Raw genomic sequence first — 17,687 nt, 5'->3', positions numbered from 1 at the left:
ACTATGAATGATGAAGTTTTGTGAGTATTTTAAATTTGTATTATTTGTATAATACTTTTTTAACTGCTTTTACTACATCACCAGCATTTGGCAACCAGTCTTTTAATAGTACCGGTGAGTAAGGCGCAGGAGTATCTGCAGTTGTAATACGTTGAATTGGCGCATCAAGGAAGTCGAATGCTTGCTCTTGAACGATATAAGAAATCTCAGAAGAAAGGCTGGCAACTGGCCAAGCTTCTTCAAGAATTACTAAACGATTTGTTTTTTTAACCGATTTAAGAATCGCATCTTTATCCATTGGACGAACTGTTCTTAAGTCGATAATCTCACAAGAGATTCCTTCTTTAGCTAATTCATCAGCAGCGATAAAAGCTTCTTTGATGATTTTTCCGAAAGAAACAATAGTTACATCAGTTCCTTCACGTTTAACATCAGCAACACCAATTGGAATTGTATATTCTCCGTCTGGCACTTCACCTTTATCACCGTACATTTGCTCAGACTCCATGAAGATTACAGGATCATTATCACGGATAGCTGATTTCAATAATCCTTTTGCATCGTAAGGAGTTGAAGGAACAATAACTTTAAGACCCGGAGTGTTTGCAAACCAGTTTTCTAAAGCCTGAGAGTGAGTTGCTCCTAATTGACCAGCAGAAGCTGTTGGTCCGCGGAAAACGATAGGCACATTAAATTGTCCCCCTGTCATTTGACGCATTTTAGCAGCGTTGTTTATAATTTGATCAATACCAACTAAACAGAAGTTGAATGTCATATATTCTACAATAGGGCGGTTTCCGTTCATTGCAGAACCTACTGCAATTCCTGAAAAACCAAGCTCAGCAATTGGAGTATCAATTACTCTTTTTTCACCAAACTCAGCAAGCATTCCTTTAGAAGCTTTGTAAGCTCCATTGTATTCTGCAACCTCTTCTCCCATTAAATATATGGATTCATCGCGACGCATTTCTTCGCTCATCGCTTCACAAATGGCCTCTCTAAATTGTATTGTTCTCATATTTTATATTGTATATTGAATTTTCTGAAGAGCAAAAATAAATATTTTAAATAACTTAAAAGCATAAATTGAATTTAAAATCGCATGAACTTCTTTACATCTTGAGCTTTTAACTTTTTTATGCTTATTGTGATATTTACGAAATCGATATAATAACATAAAATCCACACTTAGTTAGGCTAAAAATATTTTTTATACAAAGTTTTATCTATTTGTTTAATTCTTGTTTCTCCAGAATTCATTCATCAAAACGTAAAAAACCGAAAAATAGTATTTTTTATACAAAATTTAAATCTACCAGAACACTCTAATAATTGCAAAATTCCTAACAATCAGGCAAAATGAATGTTTTTTCATTTTTAGATTCCGATGAAAATCACTTAAAACCGCATAATCTGCGAAATCGTAATAGTTTTAAAAAATATTATGCATGCATAGTATAATTATTCCAAATTAAATTCTAAATTTGTAAAAGCATATTATAAATTCAAAATATATACTTATGAAAATACTAGTTTGCATCAGCCATGTACCTGATACTACTTCTAAAATTAACTTTACTAACGGTGATTCAGAATTTGATACAGCCGGCGTACAATATGTAATTAACCCTAACGACGAATTTGGTCTTACACGTGCAATTTGGTTCCAGGAGCAGCAAGGTGCAAATGTAACCGTCGTAAACGTTGGAGGCCCTGATACTGAACCAACATTGCGTAAAGCTTTGGCAATTGGAGCAAACGAAGCAATTCGTGTAAACGCAAATCCAACTGATGGTTTTTTTGTTGCAAAACAATTAGCAGAAGTAATTAAAAACGGAGGTTATGATCTTGTAATTGCAGGAAAAGAATCTTTAGATTATAATGGAGGAATGGTTCCTGGAATGATTGCTGGTATTTTAGGTTCTAACTTCTTAAACTCTTGTACAAACTTAACTGTTGACGGAAACAACGTAAAAGCAGTTCGTGAAATTGACGGTGGAAAAGAAACTGTAAGCACTACTCTGCCTTTAATTATTGGCGCTCAAAAAGGTCTTGTTGAAGAAAAAGATCTTCGTATTCCAAACATGAGAGGAATCATGACTGCAAGAACTAAGGCTTTAACTATTCTTGAGCCAGTTGAGGCTCCTGTAAATACTAAAGCGGTGAAATTTGAAAAACCAGCTCCAAAATCGGCAGTAAAATTGGTTTCTGCAGATAATTTAGATGAGTTAATCAATTTATTACACAACGAAGCGAAAGTAATCTAGTAATCAGTTTTTAGTGTTCAGTTTTCAAACGTGAAACCTGAAACATGAAACCTCAAAACAAAAAAATCATGTCAATATTAATATATGCAGAATCTGCAGAAGGAAAATTTAAAAAAGTAGCTTTCGAATTAGCTTCTTATGCTAAAAAAGTAGCTGAATCTTTAGGAACAACTGTTACAGCTTTGACTGTAAACATTAGCGATGTAAGCGAATTAGGCAAATACGGAGTTGATAAAGTATTAAAAGTAACCAACGATAAATTAGCTGGCTTTACTGCTAAGGCTTACGCTGATGTAATCAAACAGGCTGCTGAAAAAGAAGGAACAAAAGTAGTTTTACTTTCTTCTACAACAGACAGTATCTATCTTTCATCATTAGTTGCGGTAGCTTTAAATGCTGGTTTTGCTTCAAATGTTGTTGGATTACCAGTAAGTACTTCTCCATTCCAGGTAAAAAGAAATGCTTTTTCAAACAAAGCTTTCAACATCACTCAAATCGATACCGATGTAAAAGTTCTTGGTTTAGCTAAAAATTCTTACGGAATTTTTGAAAGTACAGGAGCCGCTGCTGCGGAAGATTTTAACCCAACACTTGGAGATAACGACTTCGGAATTAAAGTAGATTCTGTTGAAAAGGTTTCCGGAAAAGTTTCTATTGCTGATGCTGACATCGTAGTTTCTGGCGGACGTGGCTTAAAAGGTCCTGAAAACTGGGGATTAATTGAAAATTTAGCTGAAGTTTTAGGCGCTGCAACTGCATGTTCTAAACCGGTTTCAGATTTAGGATGGAGACCTCACAGCGAGCACGTTGGACAAACTGGAAAGCCGGTTGCAACAAACTTATACATTGCTATTGGTATCTCCGGAGCTATACAGCATATTGCGGGTATTAACTCATCAAAAGTAAAAGTGGTAATCAATAATGATCCGGAAGCTCCTTTCTTCAAAGTAGCTGATTACGGAATTGTTGGTGATGCTTTCGAAATTGTACCACAACTAACAGAGAAATTAAAAGCTTTTAAAGCTCAACATTCTTAAATTAAAATTCTCTCTTAAAATATAGCTGCCTAAAAACAAGATAATCGTATCTTTGTTTTAAGGCAGCTTTTTTGTTCCATATTTTTTGATTAAAATTGCAGCTTTATTTTCCAATCAAAAAAAGCAATAAAATGAGGTGCTAAGTGCCTTTTTTACAAACATATATGAGTCTAGTAAAATTATCTATAAAAGGAATTTCATACAGTCAAACTCAAAATGGCGCTTATGCCTTAATTCTGAATGAAGTTGATGGTGAAAGAAAATTACCTATAGTTATTGGCGCTTTTGAAGCCCAATCGATAGCTATTGCCTTAGAAAAAGAAATAAAACCTCCTCGTCCGTTAACGCACGATCTGTTCAAAAACTTTGCAGAAAGATTTGACATTGTAGTAAAACAAGTCATTATTCATAAACTTGTTGACGGCGTATTTTACTCCAGTTTAATCTGTGAAAGAGATAAAATCGAAGAAATTATCGATGCCAGAACATCAGACGCTATTGCTTTGGCTTTACGTTTTAATGCTCCGATTTTTACTTATAAAAACATTCTGGACAAAGCCGGAATTTATTTAAAATCAAACGCCTCAGATTCTGATCAGGGAGCTCAGGAAATTGATGATGTACTTTCTAATCCGGAAACTTTTGGACATGAGGAAGAAACAAATCAATCCGGTGATGTGTATGCAAAACACACATTGCAGGAACTAAATGATCTTTTAGATCAGGCAGTTTCTCAGGAAGATTACGAAAAAGCAGCTAAAATCAGAGACGAAATCTCTAGAAGATAATTATAACTGTTCATTCGTTAAATCGATTAAACAGTCAAACGAATAAACCTAAACATGAAACAATACTTAGATTTAGTAAAACACGTTTTAGAAAACGGCAATCAAAAAGGAGACCGTACCGGAACCGGAACAAAAAGTGTTTTCGGTTATCAGATGCGTTTTGATTTAAGTGAAGGTTTCCCGATGGTTACAACAAAAAAGCTTCATTTAAAATCAATTATCTACGAATTACTTTGGTTTTTAAAAGGTGATACTAACATCAAATACCTTAAAGAAAACGGAGTAAAAATCTGGGACGAATGGGCTGATTCTAATGGAGATTTAGGGCCTGTTTACGGGCATCAGTGGCGCAACTGGAACAGTGAAGAAATTGATCAGATATCTGAATTAATTACCGAATTAAAAACAAATCCGAATAGCCGAAGAATGTTGGTTTCTGCATGGAACCCATCAGTTCTTCCGGATACTAAAAAATCATTTGAGGAGAATGTTGCAAATAACAAAGCTGCCTTACCTCCTTGTCATGCTTTTTTTCAGTTTTATGTAGCAGCACCGGATTTAGAAAAAGGAGAAACAAAAGGAAAATTATCCTGCCAGTTATACCAAAGAAGTGCCGATATATTTTTAGGAGTTCCTTTTAATATTGCTTCTTACGCATTATTTACAATGATGATTGCTCAGGTTTGCGATTTGGAACCAGGTGAATTTATACACACTTTTGGTGATGCACACATTTACAATAATCATTTTGAACAATTAGAATTACAATTAACCCGTGAACCAAAACCATTACCAAAAATGATTTTGAATCCGGAGATTAAAAACATTTTTGATTTTGATTATGATGATTTCACTTTAGTAGATTACGATCCGCATCCTGCTATAAAAGGAAGTGTCGCTGTATAAAAAACAAAAAATCCGCTTAAAAAAATAAGCGGATTTTTTTATACAACTAAAACACTATTTTCACTTCCTGCGTAATCATTCCATTTATAAGAATCGGCTTCCGGATCATTTACATATGTTCCGTCAATTATGTACTTGAATTCGTAAATCGCATCCTTAACCAAGTCATAAGTTGCTTTAAAAGTTCCGTTTTTTAACTTACTTAAAGTTCCTTCTGAAGGATTCCAGTTGTTAAAATCTCCCACAACTGCTGCCGAATCAGCATCCTTGGCATCTATAGAAAATGTTACTTTACAAACTGGCTTCGTTTTGATAAATTGTTTTTTCAAAGACATAACTATTTAGTTTTTAGATTTATACCTCTAAAATTAAGTAAAATCGTTCAAATCCTCACTACGACACTAATCGATTTATGATAATACCAAAATCGGCACACAATTTTAGCTATATCTGTAATTTATCCCACATAAAATTTTGCTTTTCAAATTCTTAGATCATTTCAAATCAAATATTCTATTCGCAAAATATTGACTTTCCAAAATAAATTTTAACTTTATAATCTCATTTTTATCTTATGGAAAAAGAAGTGCACGAACAATACGAATATGCCAGACGCCGGTTAAGACAAAAAAAAATCCTTTATTTTCATTTTGTTCTTTTCCTTCTGGGAAGTTTATTTTTATTTATTGCCAATAGATTTTTTGGTTTTGGCGAAGGCACCACTCAAAATTGGTGTATCTGGGGTATTACCATTTGGTTATTTCTTTTTATTCTGCATTTTATAAAAGTGTACATCACTGACCGTTTTATGAATAAAAAATGGGAAAGAGAACAAATTGACCGACTAGTTGCTTTACAGCAAAAAAGAATTGGTCAGCTCGAATCTTCAATTAATGAAGAGAATGAAAATAAAATTTAGTTTAAGCATACCATGATTATAATGATAGCGGCTGCGGCCGAAAATAATGCGCTTGGAAAAAACAATGAATTAGTATGGCACCTGCCAAATGATTTTAAAAGATTTAAATCACTTACTACCGGTCATCATATTATTATGGGAAGAAAAACTTTTGAAAGTTTTCCTAAACCATTACCAAACAGAGTACATGTCATAATTACCCGTCAGGAGAATTATCAGCCTGAAGGATGCATTGTTGTTGACAGCATAGAAAAAGCAATCGCTGCATGCCCGGAAAATGATGACAGTTATGTTATTGGTGGCGGTGAAATTTACAATCTTGCACTTCCGTTTACAGACATAATAGAATTAACTAAAGTTCACCACAGTTTTGATGCTGATACTTTCTTTCCGAAAATTAATAAAAGCGAATGGCTTTTAGTAGAATCTGAAGAAAATTATAAAGATGAAAAACATCTTTATGATTACACTTACGAAACTTACATTAGAAAATAAATAAAAAACATCCTCTAAAATAGAGGATGTTTTTAAAACAATTGATTTTTGACCTGACTCTCTCAAGAATAGTTTTTGTTTAAAAATCACAAATGTTGAAAACATTTGAAATAACTGAATAACATTTTATGTTATTTGAGACCTAAATCTCAAAAACGCCTTTAACAACAAATACCACTAAGATATTAAAGGCAGAAAATTAAAATTTCCAAAAACAAATTTAATCCTAAGAACGTATTTTGCACTATTAATTAGTATTTCCCCCCAAGAATAATACTTACAAAACTTTTTCAAGAACAAATGAATTTACAAGCGCAAAAACAGTAACCATTTGCTTAAGTCATAGTGACAATTATCAATCATTAAAACTTTAATCATTTTTACTTTAGCAAAGTTGTTCATATTAGAGGGATTACACAATACCGTGATTTAGGGATTTTATTAATATCCCTAAATTTAGGGATGCCAAAACATCCTAATTCTTAACCTTAAAACAAATCATCCAAAACATTTATTTTACAAATCAAAAAACTCAATTACAGTTAAACTAGATTGTTTATATTTGTCCAAATTAAAAAAATGTCTGAAAAAGTAACTCCGTATAAAGACTCTTCACTAGGTAAAAAAGAGCAGGTAACCCAAATGTTTGACACCATTTCTGGGAATTACGACAATTTAAATCGTGTCATTTCATTTGGTATTGATGTTAAGTGGCGTAAAAAAGTATTAAAAATAGTATCAGACAAAAAACCTAAAGTTGTTTTAGACATCGCTACAGGAACTGGTGATTTAGCTATTTTATTAGCTCAGACTAAAGCCGAAAAAATTATTGGTCTGGATATTTCTGCCGGAATGTTGGAAGTTGGAAAAAAGAAGGTTCAGGAAAAAAATCTTTCTAATGTTATCGAATTGGTTTTAGGCGATTCTGAAAATATGCCTTTTGAGGATAATTACTTTGACGCAATCACTGTTGGTTTTGGAGTAAGAAATTTTGAAAATCTTGAAAAAGGTTTCTCTGAAATCCTAAGGGTTTTAAAACCAAATGGTGTTTTTGTTATCTTAGAAACTTCTGTTCCGGACAAATTCCCTTATAAACAAGGTTATAATTTTTACAGCAAAAATATATTACCTCTTATTGGTAAATTATTTTCAAAAGACAATGATGCTTATGGCTATCTGTCTGAATCTGCCGCTGCTTTTCCGTATGGAGAAGCCTTAAACAATATTTTGAGAAAAACTGGGTTTATAGATGTTGTGGCAATGCCGCAAACTTTTGGTGTCGCAACGATTTATTCTGCATCTAAAAAATAGTATGAAAAAAGCTGTAATCTTAATTTTATTAGTCTTAACAACAAAAGGGCATTCGCAATTTGCTAAAAACATGTTTAGCAAAGACCCTATTATTAACCTTGAAAACTGGCAAAAGCAACGTGTTTACTTTGGTTATTATTTAGGTTTTAACAGTTTTGATTTTAAATTTGATTACAAAACTCCGGTACAAAATGATATTCAGGTAAAAAAAACTACTGGTTTTAACGTGGGAGTTGTAGCCGATTTAAGATTACAGGAATATATTAACCTACGTTTTGAACCGGGATTGTATTATACAAAACGTGACCTTTATTTTCCTGGTGTAGGAAGTACTGAAAATGATTATTTAAGAGAAGTAAACAGTACTTATATTCACTTTCCATTATTGTTGAAATTTTCTGCCTTACGTACAGGAAATATTCGTCCGTATTTAGTTGGAGGTATGTCAACTACTTTAAATCTGTCCAGTAATGCTAAATCTCAGGATGATAACTGGCAGCAAAAATTCAGAGTAAAACAATGGACCGCTGCTTATGAAGTTGGATTTGGAATCGATATTTTTACCGAGTATTTTATCTTTTCTCCTTCTGTAAGAGGTATGTTTGGTATCACCAATGAAATTATTCCTGATAATGTAACAGCCGAGCATCCGGTTAGCCCTTATACAGATAATATCGATTCTATGAAATCCAGAGCGATTTTAATAAATTTCACTTTTCATTAAAACAAAATCTTAACTATTTCGTTTAAATTCACTAAGAATAATTGCAGTTGCAGTAGCTACATTTAAACTTTCGGTTTTTTGCAGCTCTCCAAATCTTGGAATTGACAGACGGGAAGTTACTATTTTTTCAATTTCTTCTGAAATACCATTAGCTTCATTACCCATAATAATGACTCCCTCTTTTGGTAATTCTGATTGATAAATATTTGCTCCGTCCATAAAGGTTCCAAAAACAGGCAGTTTAGTTTGAGCAAGAAAAGTTTTTAAGTCAATATAATTCACATTTACTCTGGTAATTGATCCCATTGTGGCCTGAACCACTTTTGGGTTGTAAATGTCGACTGTTTCTTTTGAACAAATTACTTGTTTAATGCCAAACCAATCACAAAGACGCAAAATAGTCCCCAGATTTCCGGGATCTCTGATATCGTCTAAAGCAATGATTAAACCAGAATTGGCAATAGCCTTTTCGGCCGGCATTTTGAAAACTGCCAAACAGGAATTTGGAGTCGACAAAGCACTTATTTTTTTCAGTTCTTGTTCATTAACAAGCGTTCGTTTTGAAGCATGAACCGTTTCAAAATCATTTAATGTGGTGTATAAATGTTCTAATTCAAAATTGGATTGCAGCAATTCTTGAATTACTTTTACTCCTTCAGCAAAAAATAATTGATTTGCAAAACGCTGCTTTTTTTGATGTAAACCTGAGATAAGTTTTATTTGGTTTTTACTAACCATAAAATAATGTACTTTTGAATTAAATATTAAAAAACACTTGAAAAATAATTCCACAAAAATAATAGCATTTCTTCTAATTGCAATACTTATTTGCGCTTGTAATGCCGTAAAAAGAGTTCCCGATGGAAAAAACCTTCTTGTAAAAAATAATATTCTGGTTAACGGAAAATCAACAAACGATGAAGTTGCAGCTAATCAGATGTACCAGAAACCAAATGGTAAACTTTTAGGCTACAAACTTAGATTAAACTTATACAATTTAGCCAATCTAAATCCGGATTCAACTTATCAGGCAAAATTCAAAAACAATCCCGGAAAGTACGAACGAATGTCTAAAATTTTCTCTGCAAAACAAGTAGACCGACTTGGCCAGTCTTTTTATTACAAAGGAATTCATGAGTTTCTAAAAAATACCGGTGAACCTCCCGTAATTATCGACACTGCAAAAACAAAAAAATCATTGCTGCGTTTAAAATATTATTATTTCAACAATGGTTTTTTTAATGTTCAGACAGGTTACACCATTGATACTGTTGGTAAAAAAAGAGCTGCAATTAATTACAACATTACAACAGGTCCAGCTTATAAATTAGACACCATCAGTACTAATATAACAACTCCTGCATTAGATTCATTATATAAAACCAGTAATGAACCTTCTTTACTAAAATCCGGAAATCAATACAAAACTACCGATTTTGAAGAAGAAAAAAACCGTATTACGACTTATTTCAGAAATCACGGTGCTTATTACTTTCAGCCTACTTATGTAACTTTCGATATTGATACCATTGGCAAAAAGAATCAGGCCAATGTAAGATTAAATATCAGCAATAATATTATTCAGGGAAGAGATTCAAGCCGAACTGAACCTTTCAAATTATATACTATCAGTGATGTAAATATTTATACGGATTATTCTGCCGCAAATGCAAAGAAAAAACCAACTGACAGTACAACTTACAACAACTTTAATCTTTACAGTTACAAAACACTAAAGTACAAGCCGCGTGCTATTACAGATGCTATTTTTATTACCAAAGGGAGTACTTTTGCCGATTTCAGAACCACTCTTTCTTCCCGATATTTAAATAATCTGAAGATTTTCAACTATCCATCTATTCAGTACGAAGTTGATAAAAGAGATTCTACAGCGCAATCTCTTATCGCAAATGTTTATTTGACTCCAAGAAAAAAATACAGTTTCGGAGCTACTTTTGACGTTACACATTCTAACATTCAGGATTTCGGAATTGGAGCAAGTATTTCAGAGACCATTCGAAATGTATTCAATCGTGCCGAGACTCTGGAAATTTCAGCCCGCTTAAATATCGGTTCTTCGAGAGATATGGCAAATCCTAACAATAATTTCTTTAATGTTTCGGAATATGGTCTGGATATGAAATTAAATTTCCCAAGGATTCTTTTCCCTTTTGGAACTGAGAAAATTATTCCAAAAAGTATGATTCCGTATACCTCTATAACTTCGGGTTTTTCGAAACAGCGAAATATTGGTCTGGACAAAGAAAACTTTACAGGAGGTATTTCATATAACTGGACTCCAAAACGTCACAATACAGCAAAACTGGAATTATTAAATGCACAATTTGTTCGTAATCTGAATCCGGATAATTATTTTAATGTCTATACTTCTTCTTATGATGATTTAAATAATATTGGAAAAGACTATAATGTTAACCCTGCCAACTGGGGAGACACAACAGAACAGCAACAGAATAAAAATCTAACTATACCTAAAGGAACTGCAGGATTTACCAATGACGTATTAACTGGAGGAACAACCTTAACACCAGGTAATTCTCAATATCAGGAAGTTTCAAGTATAGAAGAAAGAAGAATCCGTTTGACCGAAAACGACTTTATCTTGGCGACCAGTTATTCTTTTACCAAAACAACCAAAAAAGATCTTGCCGACAATAATTTCTATCAATTCAGAACTAAAATTGAATCTGCAGGAACTTTGTTGTCAGCGGTTTCAGCAATTGGAAATTTACCAAAGAACTCCAGAGGAAACTACGAGATTTTTAACTTAGAATATTCTGAATACATAAAAACAGAGTTTGATTATATCAAACTCTGGGATTTTGGAAAAGAAAAAGTTTTGGCTGTTAGAAGCTTCTTTGGAATTGCAATTCCGTTTGGAAATTCCAATTATATTCCGTTTTCACGAAGTTATTATGGCGGAGGTTCAAATGACAACCGTGCTTGGCAACCATATGCTTTAGGACCAGGAAGCACCAACGCAGTGAATGACTTTAACGAAGCAAATATGAAAATCGCAGCGAGTCTTGAATATCGTTTCAAAGTTTTTGGAGATGTTAAAGGGGCGCTCTTTGCAGACGCCGGAAATATCTGGAATGTACTCGATAATGTGACAGATCCAAAAGCAAAATTTGACAACTTAAACGATTTAGAAGAAATTGCTTTAGGAACAGGATTTGGATTACGATACGATTTAAGCTTTTTTGTTATTCGTTTAGATTTAGGCTTTAAGACTTATAATCCGGCACATGACAAAGGAGAGCGATGGTTTAAAGAATACAATTTTGGACACTCGGTTTTAAATTTTGGTATAAATTATCCGTTCTAATGGTATTTAATTCTTATTTTTGCAACCTAAAAACTAAAAACAACTATAAAAAAAATTACAATGGCACACAACATTAAACCAGGAGTAGCTACAGGAGATCAAGTACAAGAGATCTTTAATTATGCGAAAGAGAAGGGTTTTGCTCTTCCAGCAGTAAACGTTACTGGATCTAGCACAATTAATGGAGTTCTTGAAACTGCAGCAAAACTAAACGCGCCAGTTATCATTCAATTTTCTAACGGTGGAGCACAATTCAACGCTGGAAAAGGATTATCAAATGCAGGTGAAAAAGCAGCAATCGCGGGAGGAATCGCAGGAGCAAAACACATTCATACTTTGGCAGAAGCTTACGGTGCAACTGTAATCTTACACACTGACCACTGCGCAAAAAAACTTTTACCTTGGATTGATGGTTTATTAGATGCTTCTGAAAAACACTTCGCAGAAACAGGAAAACCATTATTCAGTTCTCACATGATCGATTTGTCTGAGGAGCCAATCGAAGAAAACATCGAGATCTGTAAAGAATATTTAGCTAGAATGAGCAAAATGGGCATGACATTGGAAATCGAACTTGGTATTACAGGTGGTGAAGAAGATGGTGTTGACAACTCTGATGTTGACAGCTCAAAATTATATACTCAACCAGAAGAAGTAGCTTATGCTTACGAAGAATTATCTAAAGTGAGCCCTAAATTTACTATAGCTGCTGCTTTTGGAAACGTTCACGGTGTTTACAAACCAGGAAACGTAAAATTAACTCCAAAAATCTTAAAAAATTCTCAGGATTTCGTACAAAACAAATTCAACACAGGACACAATCCAGTTGACTTCGTTTTCCACGGAGGTTCAGGTTCTACACTTGAAGAAATCAGAGAAGGAATTAGCTACGGAGTTATCAAAATGAACATCGATACAGATTTACAATTTGCATACACTGAAGGTATCCGTGATTATATGGTTAAAAACCTTGACTATTTGAAATCTCAAATTGGTAACCCAGAAGGTCCGGATGCTCCAAACAAAAAATACTACGATCCAAGAAGATGGGTTCGTGAAAGCGAAGTAACATTCAACGCAAGACTTGAACAAGCTTTTGCTGATTTAAATAACGTAAACACGTTATAAAAAAGTAATCAGTGTACAGTTTTAAGTGTTCAGTTTGAATACTTAAAACTGAATACAACTGAACACTGAAATTTTATTACTGAACACTGAATACTAAAAGAAATGGCTTGGTTTAAAAGACAAGAAAAAGGGATTACGACCGCTACTGAAGACAAGATGGACGTTCCGAAAGGGTTGTGGTACAAATCTCCTACTGGAAAAATTATTGATGCTGACGAATTAGCGAGAAATTTGTTCGTGAGCCCTGAAGATGATTTTCACGTTCGAATTGGAAGCGCAACCTATTTTGAAATTTTATTCGACAACAACGAATTTGTTGAGTTGGACAAAAACATGACATCAAAAGACCCTCTGCACTTTGTGGATACAAAGAAATACGCAGACCGTTTGAAAGATGTAATGGAAAAAACTCATCTAAAAGACGCTGTACGTACAGGAGTAGGAAAATCTAAAGGAAGAGAACTTGTAATTTGCTGTATGGATTTCGCTTTTATTGGTGGATCTATGGGAGCTGTTGTGGGTGAGAAAATTGCAAGAGGTATTGATCACGCAATCAAAAATAAACTACCTTTTGTTATGATCTCTAAATCTGGCGGAGCTCGTATGATGGAAGCTGCTTATTCTTTAATGCAATTAGCAAAAACTTCTGTAAAACTGGCTCAATTAGCTGAAGCTAAATTACCTTATATCTCTCTTTGTACAGATCCAACAACCGGAGGAACAACTGCATCATATGCTATGTTAGGAGACATTAACATCTCTGAACCAGGCGCTTTGATTGGTTTTGCTGGTCCACGTGTTGTTCGCGATACTACAGGAAAAGATTTGCCGGAAGGTTTCCAAACTGCTGAGTTCTTATTAGAGCACGGTTTCTTAGACTTTATCACGCCGAGAAAAGAATTGAAAGATAAGATCAACTTATATATCGATTTGATTCAAAATAATGATATTAGAAAATAGTATTACACTATTTTTAAACACAAAATCCCAAGAAGCAATTTCTTGGGATTTTTTTTATATATTTATTTTAAATCTGACTTTCTATGAAAAGAGTTTTTATTGGGTTTGTGATTTGTTTGCTTCTTTTGAACTGTGCTAAAAAAGAGGAAAAAGCTATTATTAAAAACAAACCTTATATCATCTCCTATGAGGATAAAGAACTTGAAAAATATTACGATTCATTAGCAGTACATCCTCCATCAACAAAAGGATTTTTCTATGGAGAAAGCCAATTAATAATTGACAAAAAAGGAAATTTATATTTTTATCAAAGAGAGCACTTTTTGGCATTATGCAGTTATGGCAGTGAAAATGATACTCTTCCTCATTTTTTACATTTAGAACCAAAAGACATTATTAGAATTCCACCTAAAAATTTAACTGATTTTCTTTCAGAAAATATCTTAGTTAAAGAAAAAAACAGACAGATTTTAATTATTGCTTCTCAAAACGACACCATTAAAAATCCATCATTTTTTGAATTCTTAAACACGAAAAATATCGGCACTTACTTTATTCGAAGAACTACTCAAGAAGAAGACACTGTTTTAAGATATAAAAACAACCAAAGCAGACATGTCTATTACTACCCTGATTCAATCAAATGGGATAAAACAAAGATTAAACTTCCAAACAACAAATAAGAATATGTGCCGTTCCTCGGAACTTATAAATCTTGTGGTTTCATTTCTCAACGGATTAAAAATCCGTTGCTGCAAAATGATTCATTCCTACGGAATTTTATTAAACAAAACTTAGCAACTCAGTATCTAAGAATCTTAGTATCTTAAAAAAAACTACATCCCTGTTCTAATCGCCTCAACAGGATCAAGATTCGCAGCAGAAATCGCAGGAAGAATTCCGGAAACCAAACCAATCAAAGCCGCCAAGCCAGTTCCTAAGAGAATATTTTTCAAACTTAATACAAATTCAAAGTCCAGTAATTTTGTTAAACCAATGGCAATTCCCCAAACCATCAAAAGACCGATAATTCCACCAATAACAGATAAAATTATAGCTTCAAACAAAAATTGAAATAAGATAAATTTGTTTTTCGCTCCTAATGACTTTTGAATTCCGATAAGATTGGTTCTTTCTTTTACTGAAACAAACATAATATTAGCAATTCCGAAACCACCAACCAAAAGAGAAAATCCACTAATAATCCAGCCTACGAAATTCATTTGCCCCAAAATACCATCAATAAAGTCCGTAAATCCGGAAAGCACATTAATGAAAAAATTATCCATTTCCCCTGCTTTTATCCCACGTATAGCACGCAGTTTTTGTGCAATTTCCGCTTTGTAAGCATCCATATCGACACCTTTCACCGGTTTTAAAACAATCACCGGAGTCATAGCATCACTGTCTCCATACATTCGTCGCAGAAAATTAGCCGGAAGATAAACCGAAGTATCATTACTGTCTCCAAAAAAACCGGCACCTTGTTTGGCGATAACTCCAATTACGGTAAAACGCTGACCGTATAAACGAATATTTTTCCCAAGCGGATCAGTTGCTCCAAAAAGTCCTTCTGCAATGTCATAACCCAAAACAATAACTGCGGTTCCTGAATTAGATTCTGATTCGTTGTAAAATCTTCCTTTATCAAAACTTAATCCGTCAATATCGACCATTTCGCTTGACGCAGGAATAATATTTACATCACTGACTGTTTTGGAATCGTATTTCAAAGTTTCTCTATTTACGAAAAGCTGATATCCTACCTGATCCGTATCATTCATTGAATTTTTTAAACCGATATATTCATCGTATTTTACGTTTGGAAACTGCTCTCTTTTCCATTGTGGAATTTCAGATGGACCAAAGCAGAATTTCATTAAATAAATCGTATTTTTATCTAAACTGCTCAAATCTTTAGAGATTTTTTTGTCAAGAGAATCAACAGCAGCCAAAACAGCGATAATTGAAAAAATACCAATTGTTACACCCAAAAGCGACAACAACGTACGTAATTTATTATTTCGCAAAGCATTGATAGCAAAGCTTAGACTTTCTTTTAACAATCTTAAATAAACAAGCATATTTTTATATTTTTCAATAAAGTAAAATTCAATAATTTAAAATCAAAAACCTAATAAAAGTTAACTTACTCATCAGTAGATTTTTTTGGCATTTTGTTACATGATTTTTTTTTAAAATAACATATAAAAAAACTACTTTTGCAGTCTCAAAATCATAACTACACAATGAGCACAACAAAAAAAATACAATCGGCATTAATTTCTGTTTTTTCTAAAGATGGATTAGAACCAATTGTTAGAAAATTACACGAACAAAATGTAACACTTTATTCAACTGGAGGAACTGAAGATTTCATCAAAAACCTTGGTATTCCGGTAGTTCCTGTTGAAGATATTACTTCTTTCCCTGAAATTCTTGGTGGAAGAGTAAAAACATTACACCCTAAAATCTTTGGTGGAATTTTGAACCGCCAGGATAATGAAAGCGATGTTCAGCAAATGAAAGAATTTGACATTCCTCAAATTGATTTAGTGATTGTTGATTTATATCCTTTCGAAAAAACGGTTGCTTCGGGAGCAAGCGAACAAGACATTATTGAGAAAATTGATATCGGTGGTATTTCATTAATTCGTGCAGGTGCTAAAAACTTCAAAGACACTGTAATTGTTGCTTCGGTAAATGAGTACAGCTTACTTTTAGATTTGATTACAGAGCAAAATGGAGCAACAACTTTAGAAAACAGAAGATTGTTTGCTACTAAAGCATTCCATGTTTCATCTCACTATGATGGAGCAATTTTTAATTATTTCAACACAGACGAGACTATTTACAAAGAAAGCATTGCAAATGGTCAGGTTTTAAGATATGGTGAAAACCCTCATCAAAAAGGATTCTTCTTTGGAGATTTTGATGCAATGTTCAATAAACTTCACGGAAAAGAATTATCATACAACAATTTGCTTGATGTTGATGCTGCAGTTAACTTAATCGCTGAGTTCAAAACTGACGGACCAACATTTGCTATTCTAAAACACAACAACGCTTGTGGTTTAGCTTCAAGAAAAACAATCAGTGAAGCTTATTTAGCAGCTTTGGCTTGTGATCCTACTTCAGCATTTGGAGGAGTGTTAATTTCTAATACTAAAATTGATTTAGAAACAGCTCAGGAAATCAACAAATTATTCTGCGAAGTGGTAATCGCTCCAGCTTATGATGATGAGGCTGTTACCGTTTTACAAGAGAAGAAAAATCGTATTATTTTAGTTCAAAACGAAGTAGAATTACCAGCTCGTCAAGTAAGAACTTGTCTTAATGGTTTGTTAATTCAGGACAGAAATAATATTACGGATAATAAAGAGCATTTAAAAACCGTTACCATTACAGAACCTACTGCTCAGGAGATCGAAGATTTGATCTTTGCTTCTAAAATCTGCAAGAATACAAAATCAAACACAATCGTATTTGCAAAGAACGGAACATTGATTTCATCCGGTACAGGTCAGACTTCAAGAGTTGATGCTTTAATTCAGGCAGTTGACAAAGCAAAAGCATTTGGATTTGACTTAAATGGAGCTTCGATGGCAAGTGATGCATTTTTCCCATTTCCGGACTGTGTAGAATTAGCCAAAAAAGCAGGAATAACTGCTGTAATTCAGCCAGGAGGTTCGATAAAAGACGAATTAAGCATAAATTATTGCAATGAAAATAATCTTGCAATGGTATTTACTGGAACTCGTCATTTTAAACATTAATTTGTTTAACTTTGTTCGATAAATAAT

General features: G+C 33.5%; 17 protein-coding genes. 13 read left to right on the top strand and 4 right to left on the bottom strand.

Going from position 1 to position 17,687, the window contains the following annotated elements:
• Positions 1-40 precede the first annotated feature (40 nt).
• A complete protein-coding gene (locus HYN56_RS07650; RefSeq protein ID WP_109191633.1) occupies positions 41-1,018 on the bottom strand; it encodes a pyruvate dehydrogenase complex E1 component subunit beta in 978 nt (325 codons plus the stop codon).
• A gap of 502 nt (positions 1,019-1,520) precedes the next feature.
• On the opposite strand from HYN56_RS07650, the gene HYN56_RS07645 reads away from it, so the two are divergent.
• From HYN56_RS07645 to HYN56_RS07630, 4 genes are all read left to right on the top strand, one after another.
• Complete coding sequence (locus HYN56_RS07645; RefSeq protein ID WP_109191632.1) at positions 1,521-2,267, top strand: electron transfer flavoprotein subunit beta/FixA family protein; 747 nt, start codon at positions 1,521-1,523, stop codon at positions 2,265-2,267.
• 68 nt (positions 2,268-2,335) lie between these two features.
• Complete coding sequence (locus HYN56_RS07640; protein ID WP_109194746.1) at positions 2,336-3,304, top strand: electron transfer flavoprotein subunit alpha/FixB family protein; 969 nt, start codon at positions 2,336-2,338, stop codon at positions 3,302-3,304.
• A 164-nt stretch (positions 3,305-3,468) separates the two neighbouring features.
• Positions 3,469-4,092 carry a bifunctional nuclease family protein gene (locus tag HYN56_RS07635; protein WP_109191631.1) on the top strand — a complete coding sequence of 208 codons (624 nt, stop codon included), beginning with the start codon at positions 3,469-3,471 and terminating at the stop codon, positions 4,090-4,092.
• Positions 4,093-4,146: 54 nt separating this feature from the next.
• Complete coding sequence (locus HYN56_RS07630; protein WP_109191630.1) at positions 4,147-4,998, top strand: thymidylate synthase; 852 nt, start codon at positions 4,147-4,149, stop codon at positions 4,996-4,998.
• 38 nt (positions 4,999-5,036) lie between these two features.
• On the opposite strand, the gene HYN56_RS07625 is transcribed toward HYN56_RS07630, so the two are convergent.
• The gene (locus HYN56_RS07625; protein ID WP_109191629.1) at positions 5,037-5,333 is read right to left on the bottom strand and encodes an isoamylase early set domain-containing protein; all 297 of its coding nucleotides are present in this window, start codon (positions 5,331-5,333) and stop codon (positions 5,037-5,039) included.
• A 239-nt stretch (positions 5,334-5,572) separates the two neighbouring features.
• On the opposite strand from HYN56_RS07625, the gene HYN56_RS07620 reads away from it, so the two are divergent.
• The 4 genes from HYN56_RS07620 to porT all read left to right on the top strand — a co-directional run bounded on the left by HYN56_RS07620 (position 5,573) and on the right by porT (position 8,447).
• On the top strand, positions 5,573-5,917 hold the full coding sequence (locus HYN56_RS07620) for a 2TM domain-containing protein (protein ID WP_109191628.1): 345 nt from the start codon (positions 5,573-5,575) through the stop codon (positions 5,915-5,917).
• Positions 5,918-5,929: 12 nt separating this feature from the next.
• Positions 5,930-6,412 carry a dihydrofolate reductase gene (locus HYN56_RS07615; protein WP_109191627.1) on the top strand — a complete coding sequence of 161 codons (483 nt, stop codon included), beginning with the start codon at positions 5,930-5,932 and terminating at the stop codon, positions 6,410-6,412.
• A gap of 579 nt (positions 6,413-6,991) precedes the next feature.
• Positions 6,992-7,723 carry a bifunctional demethylmenaquinone methyltransferase/2-methoxy-6-polyprenyl-1,4-benzoquinol methylase UbiE gene (gene ubiE / locus HYN56_RS07610; RefSeq protein WP_109191626.1) on the top strand — a complete coding sequence of 244 codons (732 nt, stop codon included), beginning with the start codon at positions 6,992-6,994 and terminating at the stop codon, positions 7,721-7,723.
• Position 7,724: 1 nt separating this feature from the next.
• Positions 7,725-8,447: a type IX secretion/gliding motility protein PorT/SprT gene (gene porT, locus HYN56_RS07605; RefSeq protein ID WP_109191625.1), complete on the top strand. Its 723-nt coding sequence runs from the start codon at positions 7,725-7,727 to the stop codon at positions 8,445-8,447.
• A gap of 9 nt (positions 8,448-8,456) precedes the next feature.
• On the opposite strand, the gene HYN56_RS07600 is transcribed toward porT, so the two are convergent.
• Positions 8,457-9,185 carry a TrmH family RNA methyltransferase gene (locus HYN56_RS07600; protein WP_109191624.1) on the bottom strand — a complete coding sequence of 243 codons (729 nt, stop codon included), beginning with the start codon at positions 9,183-9,185 and terminating at the stop codon, positions 8,457-8,459.
• A 37-nt stretch (positions 9,186-9,222) separates the two neighbouring features.
• Here HYN56_RS07600 and tamL point away from each other — a divergent pair, with 37 nt between their 5' ends.
• The 4 genes from tamL (at position 9,223) to HYN56_RS07580 (ending at position 14,567) form a co-directional block, all read left to right on the top strand.
• Positions 9,223-11,796, top strand: coding sequence for a translocation and assembly module lipoprotein TamL (gene tamL / locus HYN56_RS07595; RefSeq protein WP_109191623.1), 2,574 nt, complete (start codon positions 9,223-9,225; stop codon positions 11,794-11,796).
• A 60-nt stretch (positions 11,797-11,856) separates the two neighbouring features.
• The gene (gene fbaA / locus HYN56_RS07590) at positions 11,857-12,924 is read left to right on the top strand and encodes a class II fructose-bisphosphate aldolase (protein WP_012023542.1); all 1,068 of its coding nucleotides are present in this window, start codon (positions 11,857-11,859) and stop codon (positions 12,922-12,924) included.
• A 102-nt stretch (positions 12,925-13,026) separates the two neighbouring features.
• Entirely contained in the window at positions 13,027-13,884 is an 858-nt protein-coding gene (accD, locus tag HYN56_RS07585; protein WP_008466538.1) for an acetyl-CoA carboxylase, carboxyltransferase subunit beta, read from the top strand.
• Between the two features lie 83 nt (positions 13,885-13,967).
• Positions 13,968-14,567, top strand: a complete 600-nt coding sequence (locus tag HYN56_RS07580) for a hypothetical protein (protein WP_109191622.1) — start codon at positions 13,968-13,970, stop codon at positions 14,565-14,567.
• Between the two features lie 153 nt (positions 14,568-14,720).
• On the opposite strand, the gene HYN56_RS07575 is transcribed toward HYN56_RS07580, so the two are convergent.
• On the bottom strand, positions 14,721-15,968 hold the full coding sequence (locus HYN56_RS07575; RefSeq protein ID WP_109191621.1) for an ABC transporter permease: 1,248 nt from the start codon (positions 15,966-15,968) through the stop codon (positions 14,721-14,723).
• A 165-nt stretch (positions 15,969-16,133) separates the two neighbouring features.
• On the opposite strand from HYN56_RS07575, the gene purH reads away from it, so the two are divergent.
• Positions 16,134-17,660, top strand: a complete 1,527-nt coding sequence (gene purH / locus HYN56_RS07570) for a bifunctional phosphoribosylaminoimidazolecarboxamide formyltransferase/IMP cyclohydrolase (protein WP_109191620.1) — start codon at positions 16,134-16,136, stop codon at positions 17,658-17,660.
• The last annotated feature ends 27 nt before the right edge of the window (positions 17,661-17,687 follow it).

Origin of the sequence: Flavobacterium crocinum, from assembly GCF_003122385.1 — a bacterium.
Taxonomy (GTDB): domain Bacteria; phylum Bacteroidota; class Bacteroidia; order Flavobacteriales; family Flavobacteriaceae; genus Flavobacterium; species Flavobacterium crocinum.
This window is presented reverse-complemented; position numbering and strand designations above follow the sequence as displayed.

Excerpts from the sequence above, each read along its gene's own strand:
- HYN56_RS07650 (WP_109191633.1), bottom strand. The coding sequence starts at position 1,018 with ATGAGAACAATACAATTTAGAGAGGCCATTTGTGAAGCGATGAGCGAA.
- HYN56_RS07645 (WP_109191632.1), top strand. The coding sequence starts at position 1,521 with ATGAAAATACTAGTTTGCATCAGCCATGTACCTGATACTACTTCTAAA.
- HYN56_RS07640 (WP_109194746.1), top strand. The coding sequence starts at position 2,336 with ATGTCAATATTAATATATGCAGAATCTGCAGAAGGAAAATTTAAAAAA.
- HYN56_RS07635 (WP_109191631.1), top strand. The coding sequence starts at position 3,469 with ATGAGTCTAGTAAAATTATCTATAAAAGGAATTTCATACAGTCAAACT.
- HYN56_RS07630 (WP_109191630.1), top strand. The coding sequence starts at position 4,147 with ATGAAACAATACTTAGATTTAGTAAAACACGTTTTAGAAAACGGCAAT.
- HYN56_RS07625 (WP_109191629.1), bottom strand. The coding sequence starts at position 5,333 with ATGTCTTTGAAAAAACAATTTATCAAAACGAAGCCAGTTTGTAAAGTA.
- HYN56_RS07620 (WP_109191628.1), top strand. The coding sequence starts at position 5,573 with ATGGAAAAAGAAGTGCACGAACAATACGAATATGCCAGACGCCGGTTA.
- HYN56_RS07615 (WP_109191627.1), top strand. The coding sequence starts at position 5,930 with ATGATTATAATGATAGCGGCTGCGGCCGAAAATAATGCGCTTGGAAAA.
- ubiE (WP_109191626.1), top strand. The coding sequence starts at position 6,992 with ATGTCTGAAAAAGTAACTCCGTATAAAGACTCTTCACTAGGTAAAAAA.
- porT (WP_109191625.1), top strand. The coding sequence starts at position 7,725 with ATGAAAAAAGCTGTAATCTTAATTTTATTAGTCTTAACAACAAAAGGG.
- HYN56_RS07600 (WP_109191624.1), bottom strand. The coding sequence starts at position 9,185 with ATGGTTAGTAAAAACCAAATAAAACTTATCTCAGGTTTACATCAAAAA.
- fbaA (WP_012023542.1), top strand. The coding sequence starts at position 11,857 with ATGGCACACAACATTAAACCAGGAGTAGCTACAGGAGATCAAGTACAA.
- accD (WP_008466538.1), top strand. The coding sequence starts at position 13,027 with ATGGCTTGGTTTAAAAGACAAGAAAAAGGGATTACGACCGCTACTGAA.
- HYN56_RS07580 (WP_109191622.1), top strand. The coding sequence starts at position 13,968 with ATGAAAAGAGTTTTTATTGGGTTTGTGATTTGTTTGCTTCTTTTGAAC.
- HYN56_RS07575 (WP_109191621.1), bottom strand. The coding sequence starts at position 15,968 with ATGCTTGTTTATTTAAGATTGTTAAAAGAAAGTCTAAGCTTTGCTATC.
- purH (WP_109191620.1), top strand. The coding sequence starts at position 16,134 with ATGAGCACAACAAAAAAAATACAATCGGCATTAATTTCTGTTTTTTCT.